This window comes from Saprospira grandis str. Lewin, assembly GCF_000250635.1.
In the GTDB taxonomy this organism is placed as follows: Bacteria; Bacteroidota; Bacteroidia; order Chitinophagales; family Saprospiraceae; genus Saprospira; species Saprospira grandis.
This window is the reverse complement of the sequence record NC_016940.1, coordinates 3,424,953-3,448,107: the sequence shown is the minus strand read 5'-3', so window position 1 is coordinate 3,448,107 and position 23,155 is coordinate 3,424,953. Positions and strand designations below refer to the sequence as shown.

Annotated in this window: 15 protein-coding genes; 4 read left to right on the top strand and 11 right to left on the bottom strand. The window is 46.8% G+C overall.

All coding sequences use genetic code 11. The annotated features are described in order from the left end of the window. Positions 1-309 precede the first annotated feature (309 nt). From SGRA_RS15175 to argH, 11 genes are all read right to left on the bottom strand, one after another. Complete coding sequence (locus SGRA_RS15175) at positions 310-627, bottom strand: DUF3098 domain-containing protein (RefSeq protein ID WP_015693654.1); 318 nt, start codon at positions 625-627, stop codon at positions 310-312. Between the two features lie 4 nt (positions 628-631). Further along, positions 632-1,519 (bottom strand): cell division protein FtsX, encoded by an 888-nt coding sequence (locus SGRA_RS15170; RefSeq protein ID WP_015693653.1) that lies wholly within the window; start codon positions 1,517-1,519, stop codon positions 632-634. A gap of 5 nt (positions 1,520-1,524) precedes the next feature. Beyond that, a complete protein-coding gene (gpmI, locus tag SGRA_RS15165; RefSeq protein WP_015693652.1) occupies positions 1,525-3,057 on the bottom strand; it encodes a 2,3-bisphosphoglycerate-independent phosphoglycerate mutase in 1,533 nt (510 codons plus the stop codon). Positions 3,058-3,375: 318 nt separating this feature from the next. Next, positions 3,376-4,635 (bottom strand): ATP-dependent Clp protease ATP-binding subunit ClpX, encoded by a 1,260-nt coding sequence (gene clpX, locus SGRA_RS15160; protein ID WP_015693651.1) that lies wholly within the window; start codon positions 4,633-4,635, stop codon positions 3,376-3,378. Positions 4,636-4,748: 113 nt separating this feature from the next. Then, positions 4,749-5,453 (bottom strand): ClpP family protease, encoded by a 705-nt coding sequence (locus SGRA_RS15155; RefSeq protein WP_015693650.1) that lies wholly within the window; start codon positions 5,451-5,453, stop codon positions 4,749-4,751. A gap of 201 nt (positions 5,454-5,654) precedes the next feature. Next, positions 5,655-6,092: a hypothetical protein gene (locus SGRA_RS23440; protein WP_015693649.1), complete on the bottom strand. Its 438-nt coding sequence runs from the start codon at positions 6,090-6,092 to the stop codon at positions 5,655-5,657. Positions 6,093-6,421: 329 nt separating this feature from the next. Further along, on the bottom strand, positions 6,422-8,323 hold the full coding sequence (locus SGRA_RS15140; protein ID WP_015693647.1) for a hypothetical protein: 1,902 nt from the start codon (positions 8,321-8,323) through the stop codon (positions 6,422-6,424). Continuing rightward, positions 8,286-9,050: a hypothetical protein gene (locus SGRA_RS15135; protein WP_015693646.1), complete on the bottom strand. Its 765-nt coding sequence runs from the start codon at positions 9,048-9,050 to the stop codon at positions 8,286-8,288. The genes SGRA_RS15140 and SGRA_RS15135 overlap by 38 nt, the downstream gene beginning before the upstream one ends. Further along, a complete protein-coding gene (locus SGRA_RS15130) occupies positions 9,034-9,933 on the bottom strand; it encodes a hypothetical protein (RefSeq protein ID WP_015693645.1) in 900 nt (299 codons plus the stop codon). Before SGRA_RS15130 ends, SGRA_RS15135 begins: the two co-directional genes overlap by 17 nt. Positions 9,934-10,621: 688 nt before the next feature. Further along, positions 10,622-11,584, bottom strand: coding sequence for an amidohydrolase family protein (locus tag SGRA_RS15115; RefSeq protein WP_015693643.1), 963 nt, complete (start codon positions 11,582-11,584; stop codon positions 10,622-10,624). Positions 11,585-11,655: 71 nt separating this feature from the next. Next, complete coding sequence (gene argH, locus SGRA_RS15110) at positions 11,656-12,993, bottom strand: argininosuccinate lyase (protein WP_015693642.1); 1,338 nt, start codon at positions 12,991-12,993, stop codon at positions 11,656-11,658. 654 nt (positions 12,994-13,647) lie between these two features. On the opposite strand from argH, the gene SGRA_RS15105 reads away from it, so the two are divergent. The 4 genes from SGRA_RS15105 (at position 13,648) to SGRA_RS15085 (ending at position 22,978) form a co-directional block, all read left to right on the top strand. Beyond that, a complete protein-coding gene (locus SGRA_RS15105) occupies positions 13,648-15,054 on the top strand; it encodes an FAD-binding oxidoreductase (RefSeq protein ID WP_015693640.1) in 1,407 nt (468 codons plus the stop codon). A 611-nt stretch (positions 15,055-15,665) separates the two neighbouring features. After that, on the top strand, positions 15,666-19,934 hold the full coding sequence (locus tag SGRA_RS15095; protein ID WP_015693636.1) for a T9SS C-terminal target domain-containing protein: 4,269 nt from the start codon (positions 15,666-15,668) through the stop codon (positions 19,932-19,934). Between the two features lie 253 nt (positions 19,935-20,187). Then, positions 20,188-21,531, top strand: a complete 1,344-nt coding sequence (gene ffh, locus SGRA_RS15090) for a signal recognition particle protein (protein WP_015693635.1) — start codon at positions 20,188-20,190, stop codon at positions 21,529-21,531. Positions 21,532-21,829: 298 nt separating this feature from the next. Continuing rightward, positions 21,830-22,978 carry a methionine aminotransferase gene (locus SGRA_RS15085; RefSeq protein WP_015693634.1) on the top strand — a complete coding sequence of 383 codons (1,149 nt, stop codon included), beginning with the start codon at positions 21,830-21,832 and terminating at the stop codon, positions 22,976-22,978. The last annotated feature ends 177 nt before the right edge of the window (positions 22,979-23,155 follow it).

The window sequence follows — 23,155 nt, the reverse complement described above, 5'->3', positions numbered from 1 at the left end:
GACCAGAAAACACCCAAACGCCCCCCGAAGGGATTCCCTAGGGAATCCCGTAGAGGGGTGGGTGGGCGGGAACTATCTACGCATGAGGAGCGTAGCGACGAATACCGCTTAAAAGGGGAAGCCCCGCCGCCAAAGAATAGGGCCAAAAGAGAAAAGACGGTTGAGCGGCCCAGCGCTGCGGAGGGGTGGCCAAAGGCCAGACCGAAGCCGCCATAGGCGGCTGAAGGGCCGAACAGTCTTGTGAGCCCCGCAGCATAGCGGCGGCCAGCTAGCTGGCCGCGGGCCCCCAATCCCTTATCAGCCTGATGACTAAATCGTTTTGGGCGCTTCTATTTCTTCTGCAGGATACTGCTCTTGATAAGCCTGCTCTGCCGCCTTATCTTCTGGCGTTTGGAAAAATAGCGCATAGGCAAAAACACCCAAGCCCAAAAGGACCACAAAAGGAGCCAGCGTAATTCGGCGGAAGCTATAAATTTCTTCGGCTTTCCAAACATTGGGGTCTTCCATTCCGCCACCAGACATAAGGAAAAAGCCGACGATGACCAACAAAACGGCTGCGCCCATCATCATATAATGTTTTTTACCATATAGCAGCTCTGGCTGCGCTTTTTTAGTTCTTCTACTCATGCTATTATTTTTGTTCTTGGCGCCAAAAAGAAAGGGGTTGGGCCAAATATTTTTTTAAGCTATACCAACTGCTTAGCCAGGAAATCCCCAGGCCAAAGGCCAAAAGCAACAAACTATTGCTGAGGAGAGCGCCAAAACTGAGGTAGGGCCAAAATCCCAAGGCCCAAATGCTCAATAAGAGGGCAAGGCTGGCCAAGGCCCCGCAATATAAGCCATTATAAATACTTTTTTGCAAAAAAGGGCGGCGCAAAAAATCGGGATTGGCCCCAACAATTTGCAGCAATTCAATTTGTTCTCGGTTGCTCAGTAGCTGCAACCGCAGATGATGCCGCAGCAGCGTTAGGGCCAACAAAACAAAAAAGAGGACAAAAATACTGCTCAGCCAACTCAGGCGGCTCAGCCAGTCTTCTCCGCCCAACAAAGGCGTTTTTGCATAGCTTACCTCTACCACAAAGTCCTCTTTTTCCAAGGCTTCTAGCTGTTTGGCATATTGGCCCAAAGCTTCGCTCTTCATCTGAAAGCTAATGGCATTGGGCAAAAGGTTTTCGCCAAGGACCAAAATGTCTTCCTCTTTGAGGTCGCCATCGGCCAACATCTCTTCTAAGGCTTCTTCTTTAGAAATATACTGCAAACTCCCCTCTTTAATATAATCTTGGCTAGCCAGCTCCTTTTGGAAGCGGAAGACCTCGGCCTCATTGGCTCCATCGGCCAACTCTATATAAAAGGGAATGCTTTCTCGCAGTTGTTTGAGACTCGATTGGCCATAGGTAGATAGCAAGAGCAGTCCACCCAACAAATAGAGCAGCAGGCTAAGGGCCAAAAAGGCGTAGCTGTTGTGGCGGCCCTTTTGGGGATATAAATTTTGTTCTTTTTTGGCGGCAGCTAAAGGCATCTCTTCTAATCGTTTGTCAATAAGTTTTGGCCCTGCATCAGCTCGGGAACGGGCAAGTTCATTGCCGCTAAAATCGTGGGGGCAATATCGGCCAAGCTCCCATCTTTGATTTGATAATTATCGACATCTTTGGCCACAAAAATACAGGGAACAGGGTTGGTGGTATGGGCCGTATGTGGGCTGCCATCGTCGTTAATCATATAATCAGAATTGCCATGATCGGCCAGAATAATCATCCCATAATTTTGTTGGATGAGCTGATGTACCAACTTTTGTAGACATTCATCTACCGCCTCGGCAGCTTTGATAGCGGCCTCAAAAACGCCAGTATGGCCCACCATATCGGCATTGGCATAATTGAGACAAAGGAAATCGGGTTCTTGGTCCTTGAGTTCCTCAATAATGCGGTTGGTGAGCGGATAAGCGCTCATTTCTGGCTGCAAATCGTAGGTAGCCACTTTAGGAGAAGGGATAATGATCCGTCTTTCTTTGGGGTAAGGCTCTTCTCGGCCCCCATTAAAAAAGAAAGTGACATGCGGATACTTTTCGGTTTCGGCAATGCGAATTTGGCTTTTGCCGGCCTGGGCCAGGCATTCGCCTAAGGTTTGACTAAGGTCTTGTTTTTCATAAATGACTTGAGTCTTTTGAAAACTTTCGTCATAGCGGGTCATGCTATACAAACTAATATCTAGGGGCTGCATTCCTTCATTTGGGAAAGCCTCTTCGACCAATGCGCGGCAAATTTGGCGGGGGCGGTCGGTGCGGAAATTATAGAAAATGACTACATCTCCCGCTTCAATTTGGGCCAGGGGTTGGCCTTCTTCATCTTGCACATAATAAGCCTCGACAAACTCATCGCTTTGGCCGGCTGCATAACTCTTTTCGATAGCTTCTTGGGCAGAATTTACGGCAGTACCTTGGCCTTGGGTCCAGAGCGCATAGGCTTTTTGGGTCCGTTCCCAGCGCTGGTCTCGGTCCATAGCATAATAGCGCCCAATAACAGAAGCGATTTGGCTAGGGTGTTGGGCGATGCTATTTTCTAGCTCCTGAATATATTGTTTGCCGCCATCGGGGGCGGTATCTCGGCCATCGGTAATAGCGTGAATAAATACCTTTTCGAGGCCTTCTTCCTTGGCCATTTGGGAGAGTGCCTTGAGGTGGTCGATATGGGCATGCACCCCACCATCCGAAAGGAGGCCCACTAAATGCAATTTAGAGGCTTTGCTCGCTTGCATAGCGGCTTTGAGTTGTTTTTGCTCAAAGAAATGGCCCTCTACAATTTCTTTATTGATTCTTGTAAGTTCTTGATAAACCACACGGCCTGCGCCCAAGTGAATATGGCCCACTTCGGAGTTGCCCATTTGGCCTTTGGGCAGGCCAACGGCCTGCCCAAAAGTAGTCAATTGGCTATTGGGATAATTGCGCAACAAGCTATTAATGAAAGGCGTATTTGCTTGGGCCAAAGCGCTACGCTGGGGGTCTGGGCCAAGGCCCCAACCGTCTAGAATGACTAAGGCAAAACGTTGAAAAGTAGACATAAAACGAAATTAAGTAATGAGGAGGAGCAAAGATAATAAAGAAGTTCTTGAACTCATTTAACTGGCCCTATCTTTTGCGTTTAGCAGGGCCGAAGGCCCGCAGGCTGAGGGATGGATAGTGGTGGCCGAAGGCCAGACCTAGGGGCTGAAAGCCCCGCAGGGCCGAGCAGGCTTGCGAGCCACGACACAGCCCGACCCGAGCACGACAAGGCCTTTAGGCCGCAGGCGTAGGGAGGGGCAGCCCCTAAAAATAGTAAAAAAAGAGATGAGCTTCTGCGGGGAGAAACTCATCTCTAGATAATGTATGGCTAATTACAATTAGGCGGCGCTCATGCTAGCTAGCTTGCGTTTGCTGAGTTTTTCCTTGGCATAATCGAGCGTAAGGATAAACTCATCGACCTCTTGCGAGGGCAACTCAAACATGGCATCGGTCATAATGGCTTCGCAGATAGAGCGGAGGCCACGGGCGCCGAGATTATAATCTAGGGTTTTGTCCACGATAAAATCGAGGGCAGCTTCTTCAATTTCGAGGCGGATCCCTTCGAGTTCAAAGAGGCGTTGATACTGTCTGATCAGGGCATTTTTGGGCTCGGTCAGAATAGAGCGCAAAGTAGTGCGATCGAGGGGATTGAGGTAAGTGAGCACGGGCATTCGGCCGAGCAATTCGGGAATAAGGCCAAAAGACTTGAGGTCATGATGGCTAACGAACTGCAAAAGATCTTCGCGGTCCACTCTTTCCTCCTCTTCCTTAGCAAAGCCAATGACTTGGCTATTGATTCTGCGGGCGATATTTTTTTCTACGCCGGCGAAAGCGCCGCCACAGATGAAGAGAATATTTTTGGTATTGAGTTTCACCATTTTTTGTTCTGGATGTTTACGGCCACCTTGAGGAGGAACCAGAACATCGGTACCTTCTAGCATTTTGAGCAGTGATTGCTGCACGCCTTCGCCAGAAACATCTCTGGTGATAGAGGGGTTATCGCCTTTGCGGGCAATTTTATCAATTTCGTCGATATAGACAATTCCTCTTTCGGCGGCGGCCACATCATAGTCGCAAGCTTGCAAGAGGCGGGTCAGCATACTTTCCACATCTTCGCCCACATAGCCCGCTTGAGTAAAGACGGTGGCATCGACGATCGTGAAGGGGACATTAAGCATTTTGGCGATTGTTTTGGCCAGCAGGGTTTTTCCTGTTCCGGTGCGGCCGACCATGACCACATTAGATTTTTCGACCTCTACGATCTCCTCTTCTTGAATTTTCTTTTGGTGTTTGGCTTCTTCACGGATGCGTTTATAGTGGTTATAAACGGCAACGGCCAGAATCTTTTTACTTTGTTCTTGGCCAATCACGTATTGGTCCAGATGCGCCTTAATATCCATTGGGCGGAGCAGTTCGGGCAGGGCTTCTGCGTCAAATGTTTCGCCTTTGGGCTGCAACAGTTCTTCGCTAATAATGGCATGGGCTTGCTCTACACAAAACTCACAGATATAGCCTTCGATGCCAGCGATTAGCATTTGGGCCTCAGACTTGGGGCGTTGGCAAAAAGAGCAGTGGGGTTCTTTTTGTTTTTTAGACATTCTTCTTGGTTCATTATTTAGCCTTGCCTCTTGGCTAGGCGCTCACATAAAAAGGTTCAGCCCTTGAGGCCTGGGGCATCAATGGGCTGAACGATTGGGCAGTTAATTAGCCCTTATTTTTGGCGGCTGAGTACTTCATCCACCAGGCCGTATTCTTTAGCGGCATTGGCGCGCATCCAGTTGTCACGGTCACAATCTTTTTCAATTACATCATAAGGTTGGCCCGTATGGCTAGCCAAAATGTCATAGAGTTCTTTTTGGAGCTCTTTGATCAATTTGTAAGAGATTTCCATATCAGAAACCTGGCCTTGCATACCGCCCAAAGGCTGGTGAATCATCACTCTAGAGTGAGGCAAACAGCTACGTTTTCCTTTTTCTCCAGCGGCCAAAAGTACAGCGCCCATAGAGGCCGCCAAACCGGTACAAATTGTGGCTACATCGGGAGCGATATACTGCATAGTGTCATAAATCCCTAGACCTGCGATCACAGAGCCACCGGGGCTATTGACAAAAATCTGCACATCTCTTTTGGGGTCGGTAGACTCCAAGAAAAGCAACTGCGCTTGCACCACATTGGCTACATAATCGTTGATTCCTACGCCAAGAAAGATAATGCGGTCCATCATCAGGCGAGAGAAAACGTCTACTGCAGCTACATTCATTTGGCGTTCCTCAATCACATTGGGCGTAAAGTTGCCAATTTGAGGGATGCGAGGCATCATGCCGCGAGTAGATTGCTGTGCGTATTGTTCTAGGTGTAGGCTGTCCATATTAAGATGCTTGACAGCGTACTTCTTAAATTCATTTTGATCAAACATAAAAAGCGATTTTTTACTGAAGGATTTGTATGGGGTTGCGGTTTAGCCCTTTTAGGCGCTTAAACTACATTTTTATATACAATCTTGCAACATTAAAGTTGTGCCAAGGCTTTTTTTCTGACAAATCGTCAGTTTTGCTGAGAAGAAGGGGCAAAACTAGGCAGCGAGGCTTATTTTTTGGCCTGCTTACTTTCATCTAGACTACCAACTTGCATCTCCACAACACTCAAGCTCAATCTCTGAACTTTCCTCTTTATAAACTATAGAAAAAGATTTCAGGCTCAGAGGTTGGCAGCCATAGCTGATAAATGCGCCTTCAATAAGACTTGTATTTTCATCTATTTCTTCAAACTTAGCGGATAAAAATACTTCTTTAAAATACCCCATATTCAGGTTAATCAACCCAGTTGGTTTAGATGTTACAATAACCACTTTTTTTTGAATGAAAATAGTCGTGTCAGCTAAAACATCTGACATATCAAATATCCGTATAGGTATAGTTGGGGATTCATTTATTTTCAAATAAGCTTGAACTCCCTTATGTTCTAATAATTTGGTTACGATTTCCCGAAGATCAATTTCTTGAGAAAAACAGCTGGAAGAGCAGCAAATACTCAAAATGAAAACTAAGTACTTCATACAAAAGGTGGTTAACTAACTTACAATCATGAATTGATTGCTTGTCTTAGTTAATGTTTGCACAAAGAAAAGTTACAAAGGCAGTTTTTTTATTTTTCTGGGGCTTGCCCGCCCGATGGGCGGGCCGGGCTGTGTCAGGGCTCGCAGCTCTGCTCGGCCCTGCGCAAAATTCGCTATGCTCATTTTGCTGGGTCTGCGGCTGCGCCGCCCCCTTTTCCATCCCTAAGCCTGCGGCGGCTTCGCCGCCTGCTAGCTGTGGCTGCTGCTTGAAAGCAGCAGCCATACAACAGCGGCATTGCTTCGCAATACTAGCAGAATGAAAGTTGCCTTTAGTCTTTAAGCAAAACAAAGTAACCTGCCATATCTTTTGATTCTGTGCGTTTAACTTCGTTCAGTACATAGCTGAGAGGATGAAAATCTTTGCCTTTCAGTTCTTTGAGGTGTTTATTTAAGCGTTCTGTCAATTTTTGGCAGACCTCCTTAACTGTACCCTCATTGTATGAATGTCTAAAAGTAGCTCTGAAAATCAATTGTGTAGCCTTGGTAGTTGCTATTCGCCTTGCCATCTCCTTGATTTTAGCCTGAAAGTTATCGAGTAAAATTCCACCAAACTCCTTTTCATATCTGCTCTCCTCTTTACTGTAAATACCAAAGGTATTACCGAGTAGATAGGTCTTATTCAGTTGAAGGTCCTGGCCAAAAGCAACATTTTTATCACTCAACTCTTTTTTTGTCTGAATTTCTTTCTTGTACTTATCGGTCTTGGCAATTTCCTCATGAAATTTAGAAGCCTCCGCTCTAGCTGCAATGAGTCGGAGAACTATCTCTTCATCCACTCCATACCCTCTTGCATGATTTGCATAGCCTTTTATTTTACCTAATAGCTCATGCTCAGCAATAATTTCTTTTAACTCCTTAAGAGAGCTCTCTTGTATTTTTGTTGGATCAACTCCTAAAGCTCTAGCTTTGGCTTGAAGAGCTATTTTTTCTTTTTGCTCTTCTCTTCTTAGGGCATCTTCTTTCCGTTCTCTAGCTAGGGCGTTGGCATATTCAGAACCTATAGAGGGAATTCCATTTTTAAAATCACCAGCCCCATCTTTATGCCTTGTCATTGATGAGTTGTAGTCCTTGGAAATGTTATATTGATCAATTCCTGTACTTGCTACTACTCCTTTTTGCGCTCTATAAAAAACTTTTATATTAGGAAATACTTTTTTTAACTCATAAGTAGGTACAACTTGAGTCGTATTTCCCGGAAATGCTATGCTAAAAATCTTAGCATTCATTTTATCATCATTATTTGTAAATATTGTTTTAATGACTTTTGATCGATCTAATTCATTTCCATCATTTGCGTAAGCTGTATATTCGCAAATTTGAACAACAGAGACATTGGATTTTTCAAAAAGTTCTTGTAATGAGGCTTTCATCAAACGATCGACCTGATCGCCCAATGTTAGATTTGACTTTTCCAAATTCTCTGAGGCCTCATGAATAGACTCTATGAAAACCTTAAATTTGATATATTTACTAGGCAGGCTTAAGGATTCATCCGAATTTATTTTTTTTAAAAAACTCTTGAGTTGTAAGTTGATTTTAGTGACACCTTTTAGATCTTCTGTTTTTTCATACATTAGTTTTTTCCTTATGTCTAACTCTAAGGACGTAATGAGGCTCGCTTTAGTAATTGCAGCTGGAGAAGAGGGGGCTAGTGCCGTCAATATTTCGATAACCTCATCAAAGAGAGGTAAATGATTTTGGACTAATTTTGTTGCCTTATTAGTTATTTTTTCAACAACATAGCCTTTTATTCCTCCTTCTGAAGGAATACTTTCGGATAAATCTAGACTATCTAGGATGCATTTTGCATAATCAAAGGAGCTTTCACTAAAGTCAAAAATAGTTGAGAGGACCTGCTTTATAGCACTGGTATATGTATCGGCAACCGTTTTGGAATCTTGGAATGCATCGAGTACTCTGGAGGCTGTTATATCACTAAGTTCTTCACTCTGAAGGACCTTTACAAGCTCTTCATTAACAGAAATAAAGGCTTCAGTTTCTCTTAATTGTTGTTCATAAAATTCTCGTTGCGTACTTAACTCTTTATCTAAAGGGTTGCTTATTTCTTGTTTGCGAAGCTTGTGTACAAGGTTTTTGTAATTTTCTTGCTCCTCCTTGAAGGCAAGTAAAATTTTACTTATTTCCGATAATATTTTTTCTTTTCTGTCCATGACTTATTTTAGTGATTCGGGTTCGGTAAGAAGATTCTATGAATTGATTTGGTAATAAATCCATTTTTTTTAATATACTATCAGCCAACATATAAGATCCTGTATCATTTTGAATATATGAAAATATGTAATCGCCATTCATATGAAAATATGACCTTCTGATTATATGTATTGACTCGCTATCTAGTTTTTTATTGAATTCGTTTTCTATTATAGCAGGGATGATTTTAGGGTCAAAGCTAAGTCCTCTATCATTTTTTGTATTGCTTATCATAAGGATTGACTTAGTATAAGCATAGTTGTCTTTAGGCATGTATTCTATTAAGTCGTATTCTTGTATGGGAATATTTTTTGGATTAAAAAAGTCTAATCCATGGAAAGAGTCAATTACTATAGAGTAATGCTTAGAAGTGGAGATGGATTTTAGTAATCTTTTCCTACCAAAACTATATATTGAACTTTCTTTATATATACTTATAGTCGCATCATTAGATTCTTTCTGTGGATGATATACCATCAGCGCTACTTCCATTGTGTCATTTTCAATTTTGCTGCTAGACAACTCTGTAATCTTCCCATCAGTCCAAGTGGTATCGCCCTCAATGATAGGTTCAGGTTGACTATCCTTAGTTGTAGTTTTTTGAGGGGTTTCCTCTCCACAGCTGCTGACCAATAAAAGGCCACTCATACTTAGTAGAAGCAAGCTCATTTTAGATAGATATTCCATAGGCTTTAAATTTAGTTTTAAGTTCAGTTTTAAGTGATTGTAATTTATTCGAACTTTGGTTTAAGTCATTTAATAAAGTGTGGAGTTCCCCCCGCACTTCATCCAAATTCCCCTCTACTGTTCGGTTTTTTAAATGCTGTTTTAGATTAGCCACAATCTTAATTAGCCGAGGCTCTTTGGCCTTTACCTCTGCTACAAAAGCGCTATATTTCTCCTGTTTTTGCTCACTAATTTCTTGCAGTTTGTCTTGCAGGGATTTAGAGAGTTTTAGTAATCGAAGTGATAACTGATAATGTCGCTCTTCAATTTTTTCTGGCGTTTTGGCCTTAAGTATGGGAATGACATTCTTGGCGACCAAGGCAAAGTTTTTCTTATAGTCCCGGATAATGCTAATCATCTTCTGATCATCATTTTCTTGCTCTACTTCGGCCTCTATTTGGTCAATTTCTTTTGCTTCTAGACCTACTTCTTCTAGCCCCAAATCGCCCTTAAAGATGTCTACCGCAAAGCCCAATTTCTTAAATAGCTTTTTGCCATTTTTCTTCATTTTAGTGGGCTTGCCCTTGCCGTCATTTAAGGCAATGCGCATGATAGGCGGCTGCCCCTCTACTTCCTGAAAATAACAGACTCCCTTGGCAAAGTCTTTTTCTGCCTTTCGGTCAGTTTTTAGCCCCTTATAATATTTCATTAGGGAGCCAGATAATTTGCCCAGCAAAATTAACGTCCCTAGCGAACCACAACTAAAAGTATAATCAGATAAAACGATAACGCCAGTTTGCCCAAAAGCAGCAGCCCGTTTTACCTCTCGCTCAATCAACTTGATGTACTGCACTTCGGTCAAGTTTTTTAGCTCTTCTAACTTAATTTTAGATTTAAAAGCCATACGCTAAAGTATTTACGGTTACTAGATACGACTAGAGTAGTGGCTTTTTTTCGCAAATGCAAGTTATATCTTAAAGTTTATTTATTTTTTATTTTTCTGGGGCTTGCCCGCCCTGTGGGCGGGCCGGGCTGTGTCAGGGCTCGCAAGTCTGCTCGGCCCTGCGGCCTGACGGCCTTGGTCTGCGGCTGCGCCGCCCCCTTTTCCATCCCTAAGCCTGCGGCCCTTCGGGCCTGTAGGATGGATATATATAGCTGTAGGTTGAAACCTACAGCAACAATGGTATTGCTTCGCAATGCTTATAAATGAGGGTTAAAACCCTCATGAAGTTAACGCCATACTTTAGAGCGCAAGGCCAGCTATATGAACAGTGGAGGCCCTTTAGGGCTGACTCCATTGGATTAGCCTAGGGGCTTGTCCCTAGGCGATGAACAGCAGGCGGCAAAGCCGCCATGGCCGAAGGCCAAACGGCCCAGCGCTGCGCAGGGGTGGCGCAAAGCGCCAGACCAAAGCCGCCAAAGGCGGCTGCAGGGCCGAACAGACCTGTGAGCCCCGCAGCATAGCGGCGGCCAAGCGAGGCGATAGCCGAGACGGCCGCGGGCCCCAAAATAATAGGATCAATCCTAACAGCAAAAGCCGCCTCCTAAACAGAGACGGCTTTTCTAATTGGGTGGCTGAAGATAACTAATCGCTATTTCTCGATGCCTAAAGCTTTAAGGCCGTTTACCGTGGCAATCTTGGCCAACTCCTCTACATTATAAAAGTGACAAGCCTCTAACATGACCCGCATTTCGGTCCAAAGGTCGCCATCAGAAAAAGGTTTGTAGATGTCGCAAATATTGTCTGTGCCAAAAGCAACATTGAGGCCCGCCGGCACCATCTCGTCTACGGGCGTGATGGAGTTGTGGCTGGGGGCCAAACGCTCTGTGCGGTTGTGGTCAATCCAAGCCGTGGGACAAGAAATGATGTGTACCTCCGCCTTCTTGAGCAACTCATATACCTGCTCCCGATACTGACGAGGATGGGCCGCCAAGGAAATACAATGGATAGCCGATACCTTGCCCTGCATGCCATGCTCTATGGTTTTATGCGCTAGCTGCTCGGTCTCCTTTTCTTCATCTGTATTGAACTGATCGACATGCACATGCACGAGTTTGCCCTTCTCCTTAGCCGTAGACAACAAAATGTCTAAATGCTCATCTTCTCGACCGAAATCTTTGGCTGGCAAACCGCCAATGATGTCCACAAAGTCTACCGACATGTCAAACCATTTGCGAGCCTTGGGATCAATTACCCCCTTGAGGACCTGATTGGCAAAACGAATCTCTAGGTCGTTTTTGTAGTTCTCTCTAATCTTCATGGCCGCCTTGATGGCCTTGTCCTCAATCTTATCATCAACGTCAATGAAGGTGCCAATGGCCTGCGCGCCCTGCTCAATAAAAAGCTCTACGGCCTGCGACATTCTGCGGTAAATGTCATCTACCGTGGCGGCCTGCTTCATCTCATCGACCAAATGCCATTTTTCTTTGAGATAAGAATAACTGTACTGGAAATTATCGGGCGTAAGGGTATAGGCCCGATCGAGATGCGCATGCGTGTTTACCCATCCGCCTAATGTTTTGATTTTTTCCTGAACCAGTTGCTTAGGATTCATAACTGTTGCTGTTATTTGAAGAAATTTGACAAAAAAAAAGGAGCTGACGTTTCCGCCAACTCCATATAAAGTTAATCGCTAAGTAGGGCCGCCAATGCCGCCTCAATTTTATCGAATGAAAAGCCCTTGAGCGTAGACTGCATCAAGGTCTCAATCTTATCATTACACAAATTACCAATGCTGCCCTCATGCTGATGCTGAATATCTCGACTCGGCTCAAATTGCCCCGCCTCAATATCTTCCCCAATCTTTTTATAGGCATCTCGGAAGGTCATCCCCTCCAAAACCATCTGATTGACCACTTCTACAGAAAAGAGATAGCGGTACTTCTCTTGGTCCAATATGTTTTGCTTGACCTTTATTTGCTGTAGACTATAATCCGTGATCGCTACGCAATCTTTAATCTCCGCAAATACGGGCAGGAAGCTCTCTTTGATGATCTGTAGGTCTCGATGATAGCCCGAAGCCAAATTGGCCGTGATCAACATGATCTCATTGGGCAAGGCCATGATCTTATTGCATTTGGCCCGAATCAACTCAAAGACATCGGGATTCTTTTTGTGCGGCATAATGCTCGAGCCTGTGGTCAAACTAGTCGGAAAGCTAATGAAGCCAAAGTTCTGACTAATATATAGACAAACATCCTGCGCCATCTTGGCCAAGGTCCCCGCAATGGAGGCCAAGGCTTCAGCTACCAAACGCTCGGTTTTGCCCCGCCCCATCTGAGCATAGACCACATTGTAGTTCAAACTATCAAAACCCAATAAATCAGTGGTCATCTGACGGTTCAAAGGAAATGAAGAACCATATCCCGCAGCCGATCCCAAAGGGTTTTTATTCGCTACCTTAAAGGCCGCCTGCAACACTAAAAGATCATCGACCAAACTCTCGGCATAGGCCGCAAACCAAAGCCCAAAAGAAGAAGGCATGGCTACCTGATAATGCGTGTAGCCTGGCAATAAGACTTCTTTGTATTTTTCACTCTGTTGTAATAAGGTATGAAAAAGCGGAACCACGAGTTCCACCAATTCCTGAATCTCATCTCTAATGAACAACTTGAGGTCCAACAATACTTGGTCATTGCGCGAACGGCCCGAATGAATTTTCTTGCCCAAATCGCCCAATCTTCGACTCAATAAGAGCTCTACCTGAGAATGTACATCCTCTATCCCCTCTTCTATCTCAAAATTCCCCGCTTCTATCTCTGCATGTATTTTACGAAGTTCCGCCTGCAAAATAGGCAGCTCTTGGCTGCCTAGAAGATCGATGCTTTCTAGCATCTGAATATGTGCTAATGTTCCACGAACATCATGTTTGGCCAAAAGGAGGTCCAGTTCTCGGTCCTTGCCAATCGTAAAACGTTCAATTTCCTTAGACACCGCCACGCCATCTTTCTGCCAAAGCTTCATAAGAGGGATATTATCTGTTGTTCTAAATAGTAAGCTATTGCTTGCCTACTTTGTCCTAAATTGGCACAAAGCTAAGCCCTTAAGGAGGAGGAGGAAAATCTGAAGGCCTAATTTAATGTTAAGCCTTTGTTAGTTGAGGGTTAATGGCTTGGAAGAAGGAGGCAGGGAGCCAATCCGAGATGTCCGTAAGCCTCCGTGGCGGCCACGGAGCCAATCCGAGATGTCCGTAAGCTTCCGTGGTGGCCACGGAGCTAATCCGAGATGTCCGTAAGCTTCCGTGGCCGCCACGGAGCCAATCTGAGATGTCCGTAAGCCTCCGTGGCGGCCACGGAGCTAATCCGAGATGTCCGTAAGCCTCCGTGGCGGCCACGGAGCCAATCTGAGATGTCCGTAAGCCTCCGTGGCGGCCACGGAGCCAATCTGAGATGTCCGTAAGCTTCCGTGGCGGCCACGGAGCCAATCTGAGATGTCCGTAAGCCTCCGTGGCGGCCACGGAGCCAATCTGAGATGTCCGTAAGCTTCCGTGGCTACATTCCAAGCAAGTAGAGTCCATAAACTCTTAACAAAGCCTTAGGAAGTTGATTAAACTTGACCCACTTAACAATAATCTCTTTCTTTGCGTTAATTATACATATAATATAAAGCGGTATAAACATGAGCATCAAGAGAAGAATCCTTTCGGAGGCCGAAAAAGAGGCCTTAGCCCAGTTTGTGGCCCCCGAAAATGCAGCAAGCGCCCAAGAAATCTTGGCCCAATATGGACAGGACCATACCGAAGACCTTTGTTTTCTGGCCGAAATCCTATTGAAACCCGCCCGACTCGAAGAATTACAGGCTATTGTTCGTTATTGTTGGGAAAATGAGATCCCCATCACGCCCAGAGGAGCGGGCACTGGCCTAGCGGGTGGCGCCCTGCCCGTAGCTGGGGGCGTTTTGCTGAGCATGGAAAACTTCAATCAGATTGTAGAGATTGATGAGGAGAATTTGCAAGTTACGGTAGAGGCTGGCGTCATTACGGAAGAACTACAAAATACCCTAGCCGAAAAAGGCCTCTATTATCCCCCCGATCCAGCCAGCAGAGGCTGGTCCTTTATTGGGGGAAATATTGCGACCAATGCGGGCGGTCCCCGCGCCCTAAAGTATGGGGTGGTTAAGGACTATGTGCTCAATCTGCAACTGGTCTTGGCCGATGGTTCAGTTATTTGGACCGGCGCCAACACCCTCAAAAACTCGACGGGTTTTAATTTGACCCAGTTGATTGTGGGGAGTGAAGGTTGTTTGGGCATTGTGGTTCGGGCGGTGCTTCGCCTAATTCCCTTGCCTAGCAAACGCTTGTTGATGTTGGCCCCATTTCGCTCGGCAGAAGGGGCTTGCGCGGCCGTTTCTGCTATTTTTCGGGCGGGAATTACCCCCTCGGCCCTAGAATTTATGGAGCGGGCGGCTATAGATCGGGCTATTGAATACATGGGCGGCAGCCCCTTGCCTGTTCCAGAAGAAACGGCGGCCCAACTCATTATTGAAGTAGATGGGCATTATCTAGAGCCCCTTTATGCCGATTGCGAGAAAATTCAGGAAGTCTTGGACCAATTTGATTGCATAGAACTCCTTTTTGCCGACAATGAGGAGCAGCAGCGGCAAATTTGGCAAAGCCGTCGCAATGTTGGGCAGGCCGTAAAAAGTCACTCTATATATAAGGAGGAAGACACGGTGGTCCCCAGGGCCAAATTGCCCCAACTTTTGGCGGGCGTAAAGGAGATTGGCGCAAAATATGGCTTTAGCTCCATCTGCTACGGCCATGCCGGCGATGGCAATTTACACGTTAATATTATTAAGGGCCAATTGAGCGAAGACGCTTGGCAAAATGAGCTGCCCAAGGGCATCCGCGAAATCTTTGAGCTGACCACTAGTTTGGGTGGCACCATTTCTGGAGAACACGGCATCGGTTTGGTACAGCGCCCTTATATGGACATTGCTTTTGCGCCCACTGCCCTACAACTACTTAAAAATATTAAGACGAGTTTTGACCCCAAAGGCATTCTCAATCCGTATAAAGTACTTTAGCTCAGTTCATTCCGAGCGCCCCTAGGGCAATAGTTCTTTGGGCCATCTACATCAGCTGCTCTATATAGGAGCAAATTTTGCTGATGGTTTGGGGCCTCCGCTGCGGCTTCGCCTTGCGGCGCTACGTTCCGCAGCTCGCTATTCGCTCGGCCCTTCGCCAGCTTCGCTGGCTCGGTCTGGCCCTGCGGGCCACTGCTGCACATCGCTAGGCCAAATGGACCTGCTGCGCCCTTGCACATCGGTTACTCCCTCTGGTCGTCGAACTGCGCCCTAAAGGGCTTGTTGTGGCCAAATGGACCTGCTGCGCCCTTGCACATCGGTTACTCCCTCTGGTCGTCGAACTGCGCCCTAAAGGGCTTATTGTGGCCAAATGGACCAACTGCGCTTCGGCCAAGCTGGCCCGCCCCCTTCTAGCAGAGCCATCTCCGCCCAGAGCGCCTCGGCTGAGGGATGGTAGGGGGTGGCCGAAGGCCAGACCAAGCTTTTTGAGCAAAGCGAAAAAAAGCGATGGGCCGAGCAGACCTGCGAGCCCCCGCAGAGCCCGACCCGAAGGCCCAAAGGGCCGAAGGGGCAGCCCCAAATTATCTTCCCCCTCCTAAAAAACAAAATCAATGAAATTCTCTTCGCTACTTTTTTTAGCCCTACTGCTTTTATTTGGACCAAAAAGTCAGGCCACGCATATTGTGGGCGGTGTAATTAGCTATGAATGCCTAGGTTTTAATAGCAGCACCCAAATGATGAGTATTCGCCTCACCCTCAAGGTCTACCGAGATGCCATCAATGGGCAAGCCGGCTTTGATAACCCCGCTAGCCTGGGAATTTTTAGAGGAAGTAATAATTTATTGTACCAACAGTTAAGTCTTAGCAGCCCTGTTATTACTACCGCCCCAATTGATCTCACCAACCCCTGTTTGTCGGTGAGTCCCGGTAGTGTAGAGGTGGAAGAAGGGGTCTATACGACCAGCATCAACCTGCCCTATGATGCCGATGGCTATTATATATCTTATCAGCGTTGTTGCCGAAACAACACCATCAATAACCTAGTGCAGCCGGGTGCAGTAGGGGCCACCTACAGCATATTTTTGTCGGGAGCGGCCATGCTATCCTGCAACAGCAGCCCTGTTTTCAACAACTATCCGCCCATTGTAATCTGTGCCAACCAGCCCCTAGTTTTTGACCATGCGGCCACGGACCAAGATGGGCATACACTTAGCTACTCTCTTTGTACGCCCTCTACGGGGGGCTCTTCATTAGACCCCGCGCCCTCTCCCCCAGCGGCCCCGCCCTATGTCAATGTGCCTTTTTCCGCCGGCTTGTCAGCAACTAACCCCATGCCCGCCAACCCCGCCCTCAGCATTGACCCCAATACGGGCCTACTGACGGGAACGCCCACACAAATCGGACAGTATGTGGTGGGGGTTTGCGTATCGGAGTTTGATGCCAATGGCAACCTTTTAAGCAGCACCTTAAGAGACTTTCAGTTTAATGTAGAGCCCTGTTTTTCTAATGTCAATGCATCCATCTTTGCCGATTCGGTAACAGCAGATGGGCAAGGTTTTTTAGTTAATCAATGTGACAATAATGTTTTTCAGTTTGTCAATCAGAGCACAGCTAACCCACAGACCTTAATCACTTCTTATGAATGGCGTTTTGATCTTAACAATGGGACGGCGGCTAGTTCTTCTTTGGTAAGTCCCACTGTTGTTTTTCCTGGCCCCGATGTTTATAATGGCTGGTTGGTAGCCAATCCGGGCCAAGTTGGCTGTACCGATACGGCTTATATTACCGTAGAGGTCTATCCGCCAATTTTCCCTAATTGGGGAGTGGTTATTGACTCTTGTAATCTGGGTGTTCCGCCTTTACAGTTTATAGACTCGACGACCATTGGGGGGGGAGGAACCATTGCCCAATGGGATTGGGACTTTGGGGATGGGACAAGCAGCAACCAACAAAACCCCAACCATCTCTTCCCCAATGCGGGCCAATATCAGGTCAATTTGGTGGTTACCGACAGCAATGGTTGCGAGGAACAAATTGCCTTTCCAGTAGATTGGTATCCACCAGCTATTCCTCAATTTACCGTAGACGATCCTAATGGTTGTGAGCCGCATTATGCGACCTTTACACATAGTTCTCATCCCTTTACGCCAGCCTATCAGACCATTTGGGACTTTGGCGATGGGGACAGCTCCAATCTGAGCCCAACAGTGGGCCATGCCTACCCCAATCCGGGCCAATATGATGTCAGTTTGACCCATGTTTCGCCTTGGGGTTGTGTCAGTCAGGACCTACAGCCACAATTCATAGAAGTTTATGAAGGGCCTACTGCCGCTTATAATTATACTTATGATAGCTGTGAATATGCTGCTGTAGATTTCTTTGATGCCTCTAGCCCAAACAGCCAGGGCGATGCTATTGTCAGTTGGAATTGGGACTTTATGGATGGAACCTTAGAAACGACCCAAAACAGTAGCCATTTGTATGCTTTGGCGGGGAGCTATCCGGTTCAATTGGCCATTACAGACATCAATGGCTGTACCGATACGATTTCGGATAGCATTCAATGGTATCCCAAGCCCGTAATTGATGTGAGCTTAACGGATAATAGTGGTTGTCGGCCTTCTATCATTAACTTCGTAAATAATTCTTATCCCATCAATGGCTATAGCACCATTTGGGACTTTGGCGATGGGGCCTCGGATACGGCGGCTAGTCCCAGCCATATTTATACGCAGGCGGGGGTATACCCGATAGAGCTAGTGATCACTTCGCCTTTGGGCTGTACCGATAGTTTTTTGGATACCGTAGACATTTTTGAGCTACCAACGGCCCAGTTTAGCAGCAGTTTTGATCCTTGCGTCATTGGGGCCGTCAGTTTTGATGAGCAGGCCCAGACCAATCCCGCAGGTACGCCCCTGCAATTTTGGCAATGGGACTTTGATGATGGGACCATTTTATCGGCCCAAGATACCAGCCATTTATATAATTTGGCTGGCGACTTTGAGGTCCAACTCATTGTAGAAGACAGCAATAGCTGTCGAGATACGGTTGTACAAACCGTAGCCTGGCATCCTGCGCCCATTGTGGCCGTAGATGTCAGTGATAGTGTGGGTTGTGAGCCTTTGAATATAAACTTCATCAATAACTCCTATCCGATAAATGGGTATAGCACCCAATGGAACTTTGGGGATGGGGGAACTGATACTGCTGCTAGCCCCACTTACCTCTATCAACAGCCTGGAGAGTATTTGGTCCATTTATACATCCTTTCTCCTACGGGTTGTACTGGCGACTTTTACGATACAATTGTGGTGCATGAAAACCCCAATGCCCAGTTTAGCTATAGTTTTGACTCTTGCGAATACACCGGGGTCTTCTTTAGCCAAGAATCAACGACTAATCTAGCGGGAGACAGCCTTCGTCTTTGGGATTGGGACTTTGGCAATGGGCAAAGCGCCGTTTTATCTACCCATCAGGATACCGTGATTAGTTATCCGCCTAGAGACAGCTACTACATCCAACTCATTGTAGAGGATGTAAATGCTTGTAGAGATACGAGTATACAGCTTATGCCTTATTACCCTGCCCCTGTTTTTCCGGTCAATAGTCATTCGACAGAGGCCTGTGTGCCCGTAGCGGTAAACTTTGATAATAATATATTGAATGATTATCCGGGCTACAGCTTCCTTTGGTCCTTTGGCGATGGCAATAGCACAACTGCTTTTGACAGCAACTATGTCTATGAGAACGGCGGGACCTACTACGCCAGCCTATTGGTCCGTACGGCTTCGGGTTGTGAGCAGACCTTCTATGATACCATTCAGGCGAATGGTTTGCCCGAGGCCCGTTTTGATAGTCGATATGATGCCTGTGAAATTGGGGCCATGCGTTTCCGCAACCTCTCGGTCCCAAGCAATGAAGGCATTTTAACGCAGAGCTTCTGGAGTTTTGGGGATGGCAATAGCAGTACAGACCCTTTAGTGGACCATTTTTACAACTACCCCGACACGGGCTATTATCTGGTCCAATTGGAAGTAGAGGATGAAAATGGTTGTCAGGACCAGACCACAGATAGTGTCTATTGGCGGCCCCTGCCCATCTTCCCTGTCGATTTGCAGCCGCTACGGCTTTGCGGTCCCTCTACGGTGCCTATGCCTGAGGGCTACCCCTACCCTATTGAGGGCTATAGCTATAGTTGGAATTTGGGCGATGGTCGCCGGAGCAATGCCGCTCAGCCTGATTTGAGTTACAGCAGTTTTGGCAGTTATCCCTTGTCTTTGCGGGTCAATTCTGCTGCGGGCTGTGTAGACAGCTTTTCGGCCCAGATCGATATCTTGGAAGAGCCAGTGGCGGGCTTTAGCTTTGCGGCGGTTAATGCAGGGGAGATTTCCTTTCAAAACCCAGAGGTCCAGTTTGCAGATCAGTCGATGCGGGCCAACCTTTGGTCTTGGGACTTTGGCGATGGACAGCAGGTCTTGCAGCAAAACCCCATACACAACTATGCAGATACGGGTTTATATTTGGTGCAGCAAGTGGTTTATCATCGCAATGGTTGCCCAGATACGGCTCAGGCGGTAGTCGATATTAGTCCGCAAATTACCTACTTCTTGCCCAATGCCTTTACGCCCAATGATGATGGCAAAAACGATGGTTATCGGGGCGAGGGTTATTTGGACTTTATCGAGCAATTTGATATGCGGATTTACAACCGCTGGGGCGAAGAAGTATTTCGGACGACAGACCCCAGAGCCGAATGGAACGGGCGCATACACAACAATGGGCGCAAATGCCAGGCGGGCGTTTATGTGGTGCAGGTCCAGATTTCGGGTGCCCGAGGCTTTAGGAAAGAGATTAAGGGCTTTGCCACCATTGTTTACTAAAGCTGGGTTTTGGATGGGACAGGGCGCGCAAGCGCCCGCAGGCTGAGGGGCTGAAGCAGGGCCGCGAAGCGGCAGACCGAGGCCGCAGGCCGAAGGGCCGAGCAGGCCTGCGAGCTGCGCAATGGCCCGACCCGCCCGCAGGGCGGGGCAGCCCCAAAAAAATTTAAAAAAACTATAAAAAATGCTTATATTTGCCCCTCTAAACCCCAATCATCTCTCCATCTCAACTAAGAAGAAATAGATCTCTATATTTATGTTTAGCAATTTACAAGATAATTTAGATGCGGCCTTTAAGAACCTTTCGGGTGACGGTAAGTTGACCGAAATCAATGTGGCCACCTCCGTTAAAGCGATTCGCCGTGCATTGGTTGATGCCGATGTAAACTACAAGATTGCCAAATCTTTTACGGATAAAGTAAAGGAAGAGGCCCTTGGAAAGCGCAACGTATTGAAATCGGTACGTCCTGGTGATTTGATGGTTAAAATCGTTCAGGATGAGTTGGTTGAATTGATGGGTGGACAATCTGTAGGGATTAACATCAAGGCCAATCCGGGTATTGTTTTGATTGCTGGTCTACAAGGTTCTGGTAAAACGACCTTTACGGGTAAGCTTTCTCGCCACTTGAAAAACAAGCGCAACAAAAAAGTGATGGTGATTGCTTGTGACGTTTATCGTCCTGCGGCCATCAATCAGTTGGCGGTTGTTGCCGAGCAGGTGGGTGTTGACATCTACAAGGAGATGGACAACAAAAACCCCGTAGAGATTGCGCTAAACGGTATTGCCGAGGCCAAAAAAGGAAAATATGATGTCGTGATCGTCGATACTGCGGGTCGTTTGGCCGTAGATGAGGAGATGATGACGGAGATTGCTGCGGTAAAAGAAGCGATTCAGCCTACAGAGACCCTCTTTGTAGTGGATTCGATGACTGGACAAGATGCGGTAAACACGGCCAAGGCCTTTAACGATCGCATCAATTATGATGGGGTAGTTTTGACCAAATTGGACGGGGATACTCGTGGTGGTGCTGCTCTTTCGATCAAATACACCGTAGGTAAGCCAATTAAGTTTATCTCTATGGGAGAGAAAATGGACACCTTGGACATTTTCCACCCCGATCGTATGGCCCAGCGTATTTTGGGTATGGGAGATATCATTTCATTGGTAGAAAAGGCTCAAGAGGACTTTGATGAGAAGGAAGCCAAGCGCCTAGAGAAGAAGATTCGTAAGAATCAGTTTGACTTTAACGACTTTCTCAAGCAGTTGGCCCAAATCCGCAAGATGGGTAACCTCAAGAGCTTGATCGGGATGATTCCGGGTATGGGCAAGATTGCCAAGGACATTGACATTGACGACAATGCCTTTAATAAAATTGAGGCCATCATTCTTTCTATGACTCCTGAAGAGCGGGGAAATCCTGGCGTGATCAATGGTAGCCGCAAAAAGCGGATTGCCAAAGGAAGCGGAAACCGCGTAGAGGAGATCAATCAGTTTTTGCGTCAGTTTGAGCAAATGCGTAAGATGATGTTCCAGATGAGTAAGATGCAAGCGGGGGGCGGCAATATGCGCATGCCCAACATCCCTAGAGGATTCCGTTAGAAGATCGACCAACTATATACACTAAGAGCTGCCTTTGGGTGGCTCTTTTTTTTTGTAATTACAGGCAGAACTTATTATTTTCGGGACCTTTATTTGGGGCTGCCCCTTCGGCCTTCGGCCTTGGGTCGGGCCATTGCGCAGCTCGCAAGTCTGCTCGGCCCTGCGCGGGCTGCGCCCGCTGGCTCTGCCGCCTTTGGCGGCCCTGCTACAGCCCCTCAGCCGCGTCGCTTCGCTCCTTGAGGCGGCTGCGCCGCCTAAATGGCCCCTTCTCTCCTCATCTTCTTTAGTAAAAGAAACTATGATTCAGTTTTCCTCTAAATTTCCATCGGCAGAGACCACTATATTCTCGGTCATGTCGGCCTTGGCCCAAAAGCATGAGGCCATCAACCTATCGCAGGGTTTTCCGAACTACCCCGTAGATCCTCGTTTGATAGAGTTGGTCCATAAATATATGTTGGCGGGTAAAAACCAATATGCGCCCATGGCGGGAGTGCCCGAGCTCAACCAGCGTTTGGCCAAAAAAATAGACTCTCTTTATGGGGCCAGTTATGATCCAGCTACAGAGATTACGATTACGGCAGGAGCTACAGAGGCTATCTTTTCCTCTATTATGGCCTTTGTTCGCCCAGGCGATGAGGTCATTGTGATTGAGCCCGCCTATGATTGTTACCTGCCTGCCATTGAGTTGGCTGGGGCCAAGGGAGTACCCTATGCCCTCAAAGCGCCAGATTGGGCCATAGATTGGGAGGAATTGGGCCAACTGATTACAGAGAAAACGCGGATGTTCATCATTAACAGCCCGCATAACCCTATTGGGCGTTGCTTTAGGGAGGAAGACATGCAGGCCCTAACTGATCTTTTGGCGCCGACGAACATCATACTATTGAGTGATGAGGTCTATGAGCATATTGTCTTTGATGGGCAAAAGCATTTATCGGCCCTCTCCTATCCAGCTTTGCGAGATCGGACCTTGGCTACTTATTCTTTTGGGAAAACCTTGCACAGCACGGGTTGGAAAATGGGTTATGTAGTGGGAGCGGCTCGACTCATGCGAGAATTTAGGATGGTCCATCAATTCAATGTCTTTTCGGCCAATACGGCTGTACAATACGCCATAGCCGAATACCTAGAAGACCCCAGCACTTATTTGGGGCTATCGGCCTTCTTTCAGGCCAAGCGGGACCTCTTTTTGGACCTTATGAAAGATACGCCCTTTCAGTTTGAGCCCTCTGGAGGCAGTTATTTTCAGTTGGGGGATTATAGCCAAATCTCGGAGTTGAATGATGTCGATTTTGCTCGTTGGTTGACCATAGAAAAGGGCGTGGCGGTGATTCCGCTTTCTCCATTTTATAGCCAAGAGCAGCCTGACAACAAAGTGGTCCGTTTTTGTTTTGCCAAAACCGAGGAGACTTTAGCGGCGGCGGCTCGGCGCTTAGAAGGGCTATAGGCATTTTGGAGGGGACAGGCGGCGAAGCCGCCGCAGGCAATAGCCAGATTTAAACGCACTCACTTTTATAGTTTGTAGCAATTTCCCAGTAGGCGGCTCTATTTTTCTCGGCCATAGCGAAGGCTATGCCCTTAAAAAATAGCTGGCCTAGTAGAAAATTCATAACAAACTATAGCC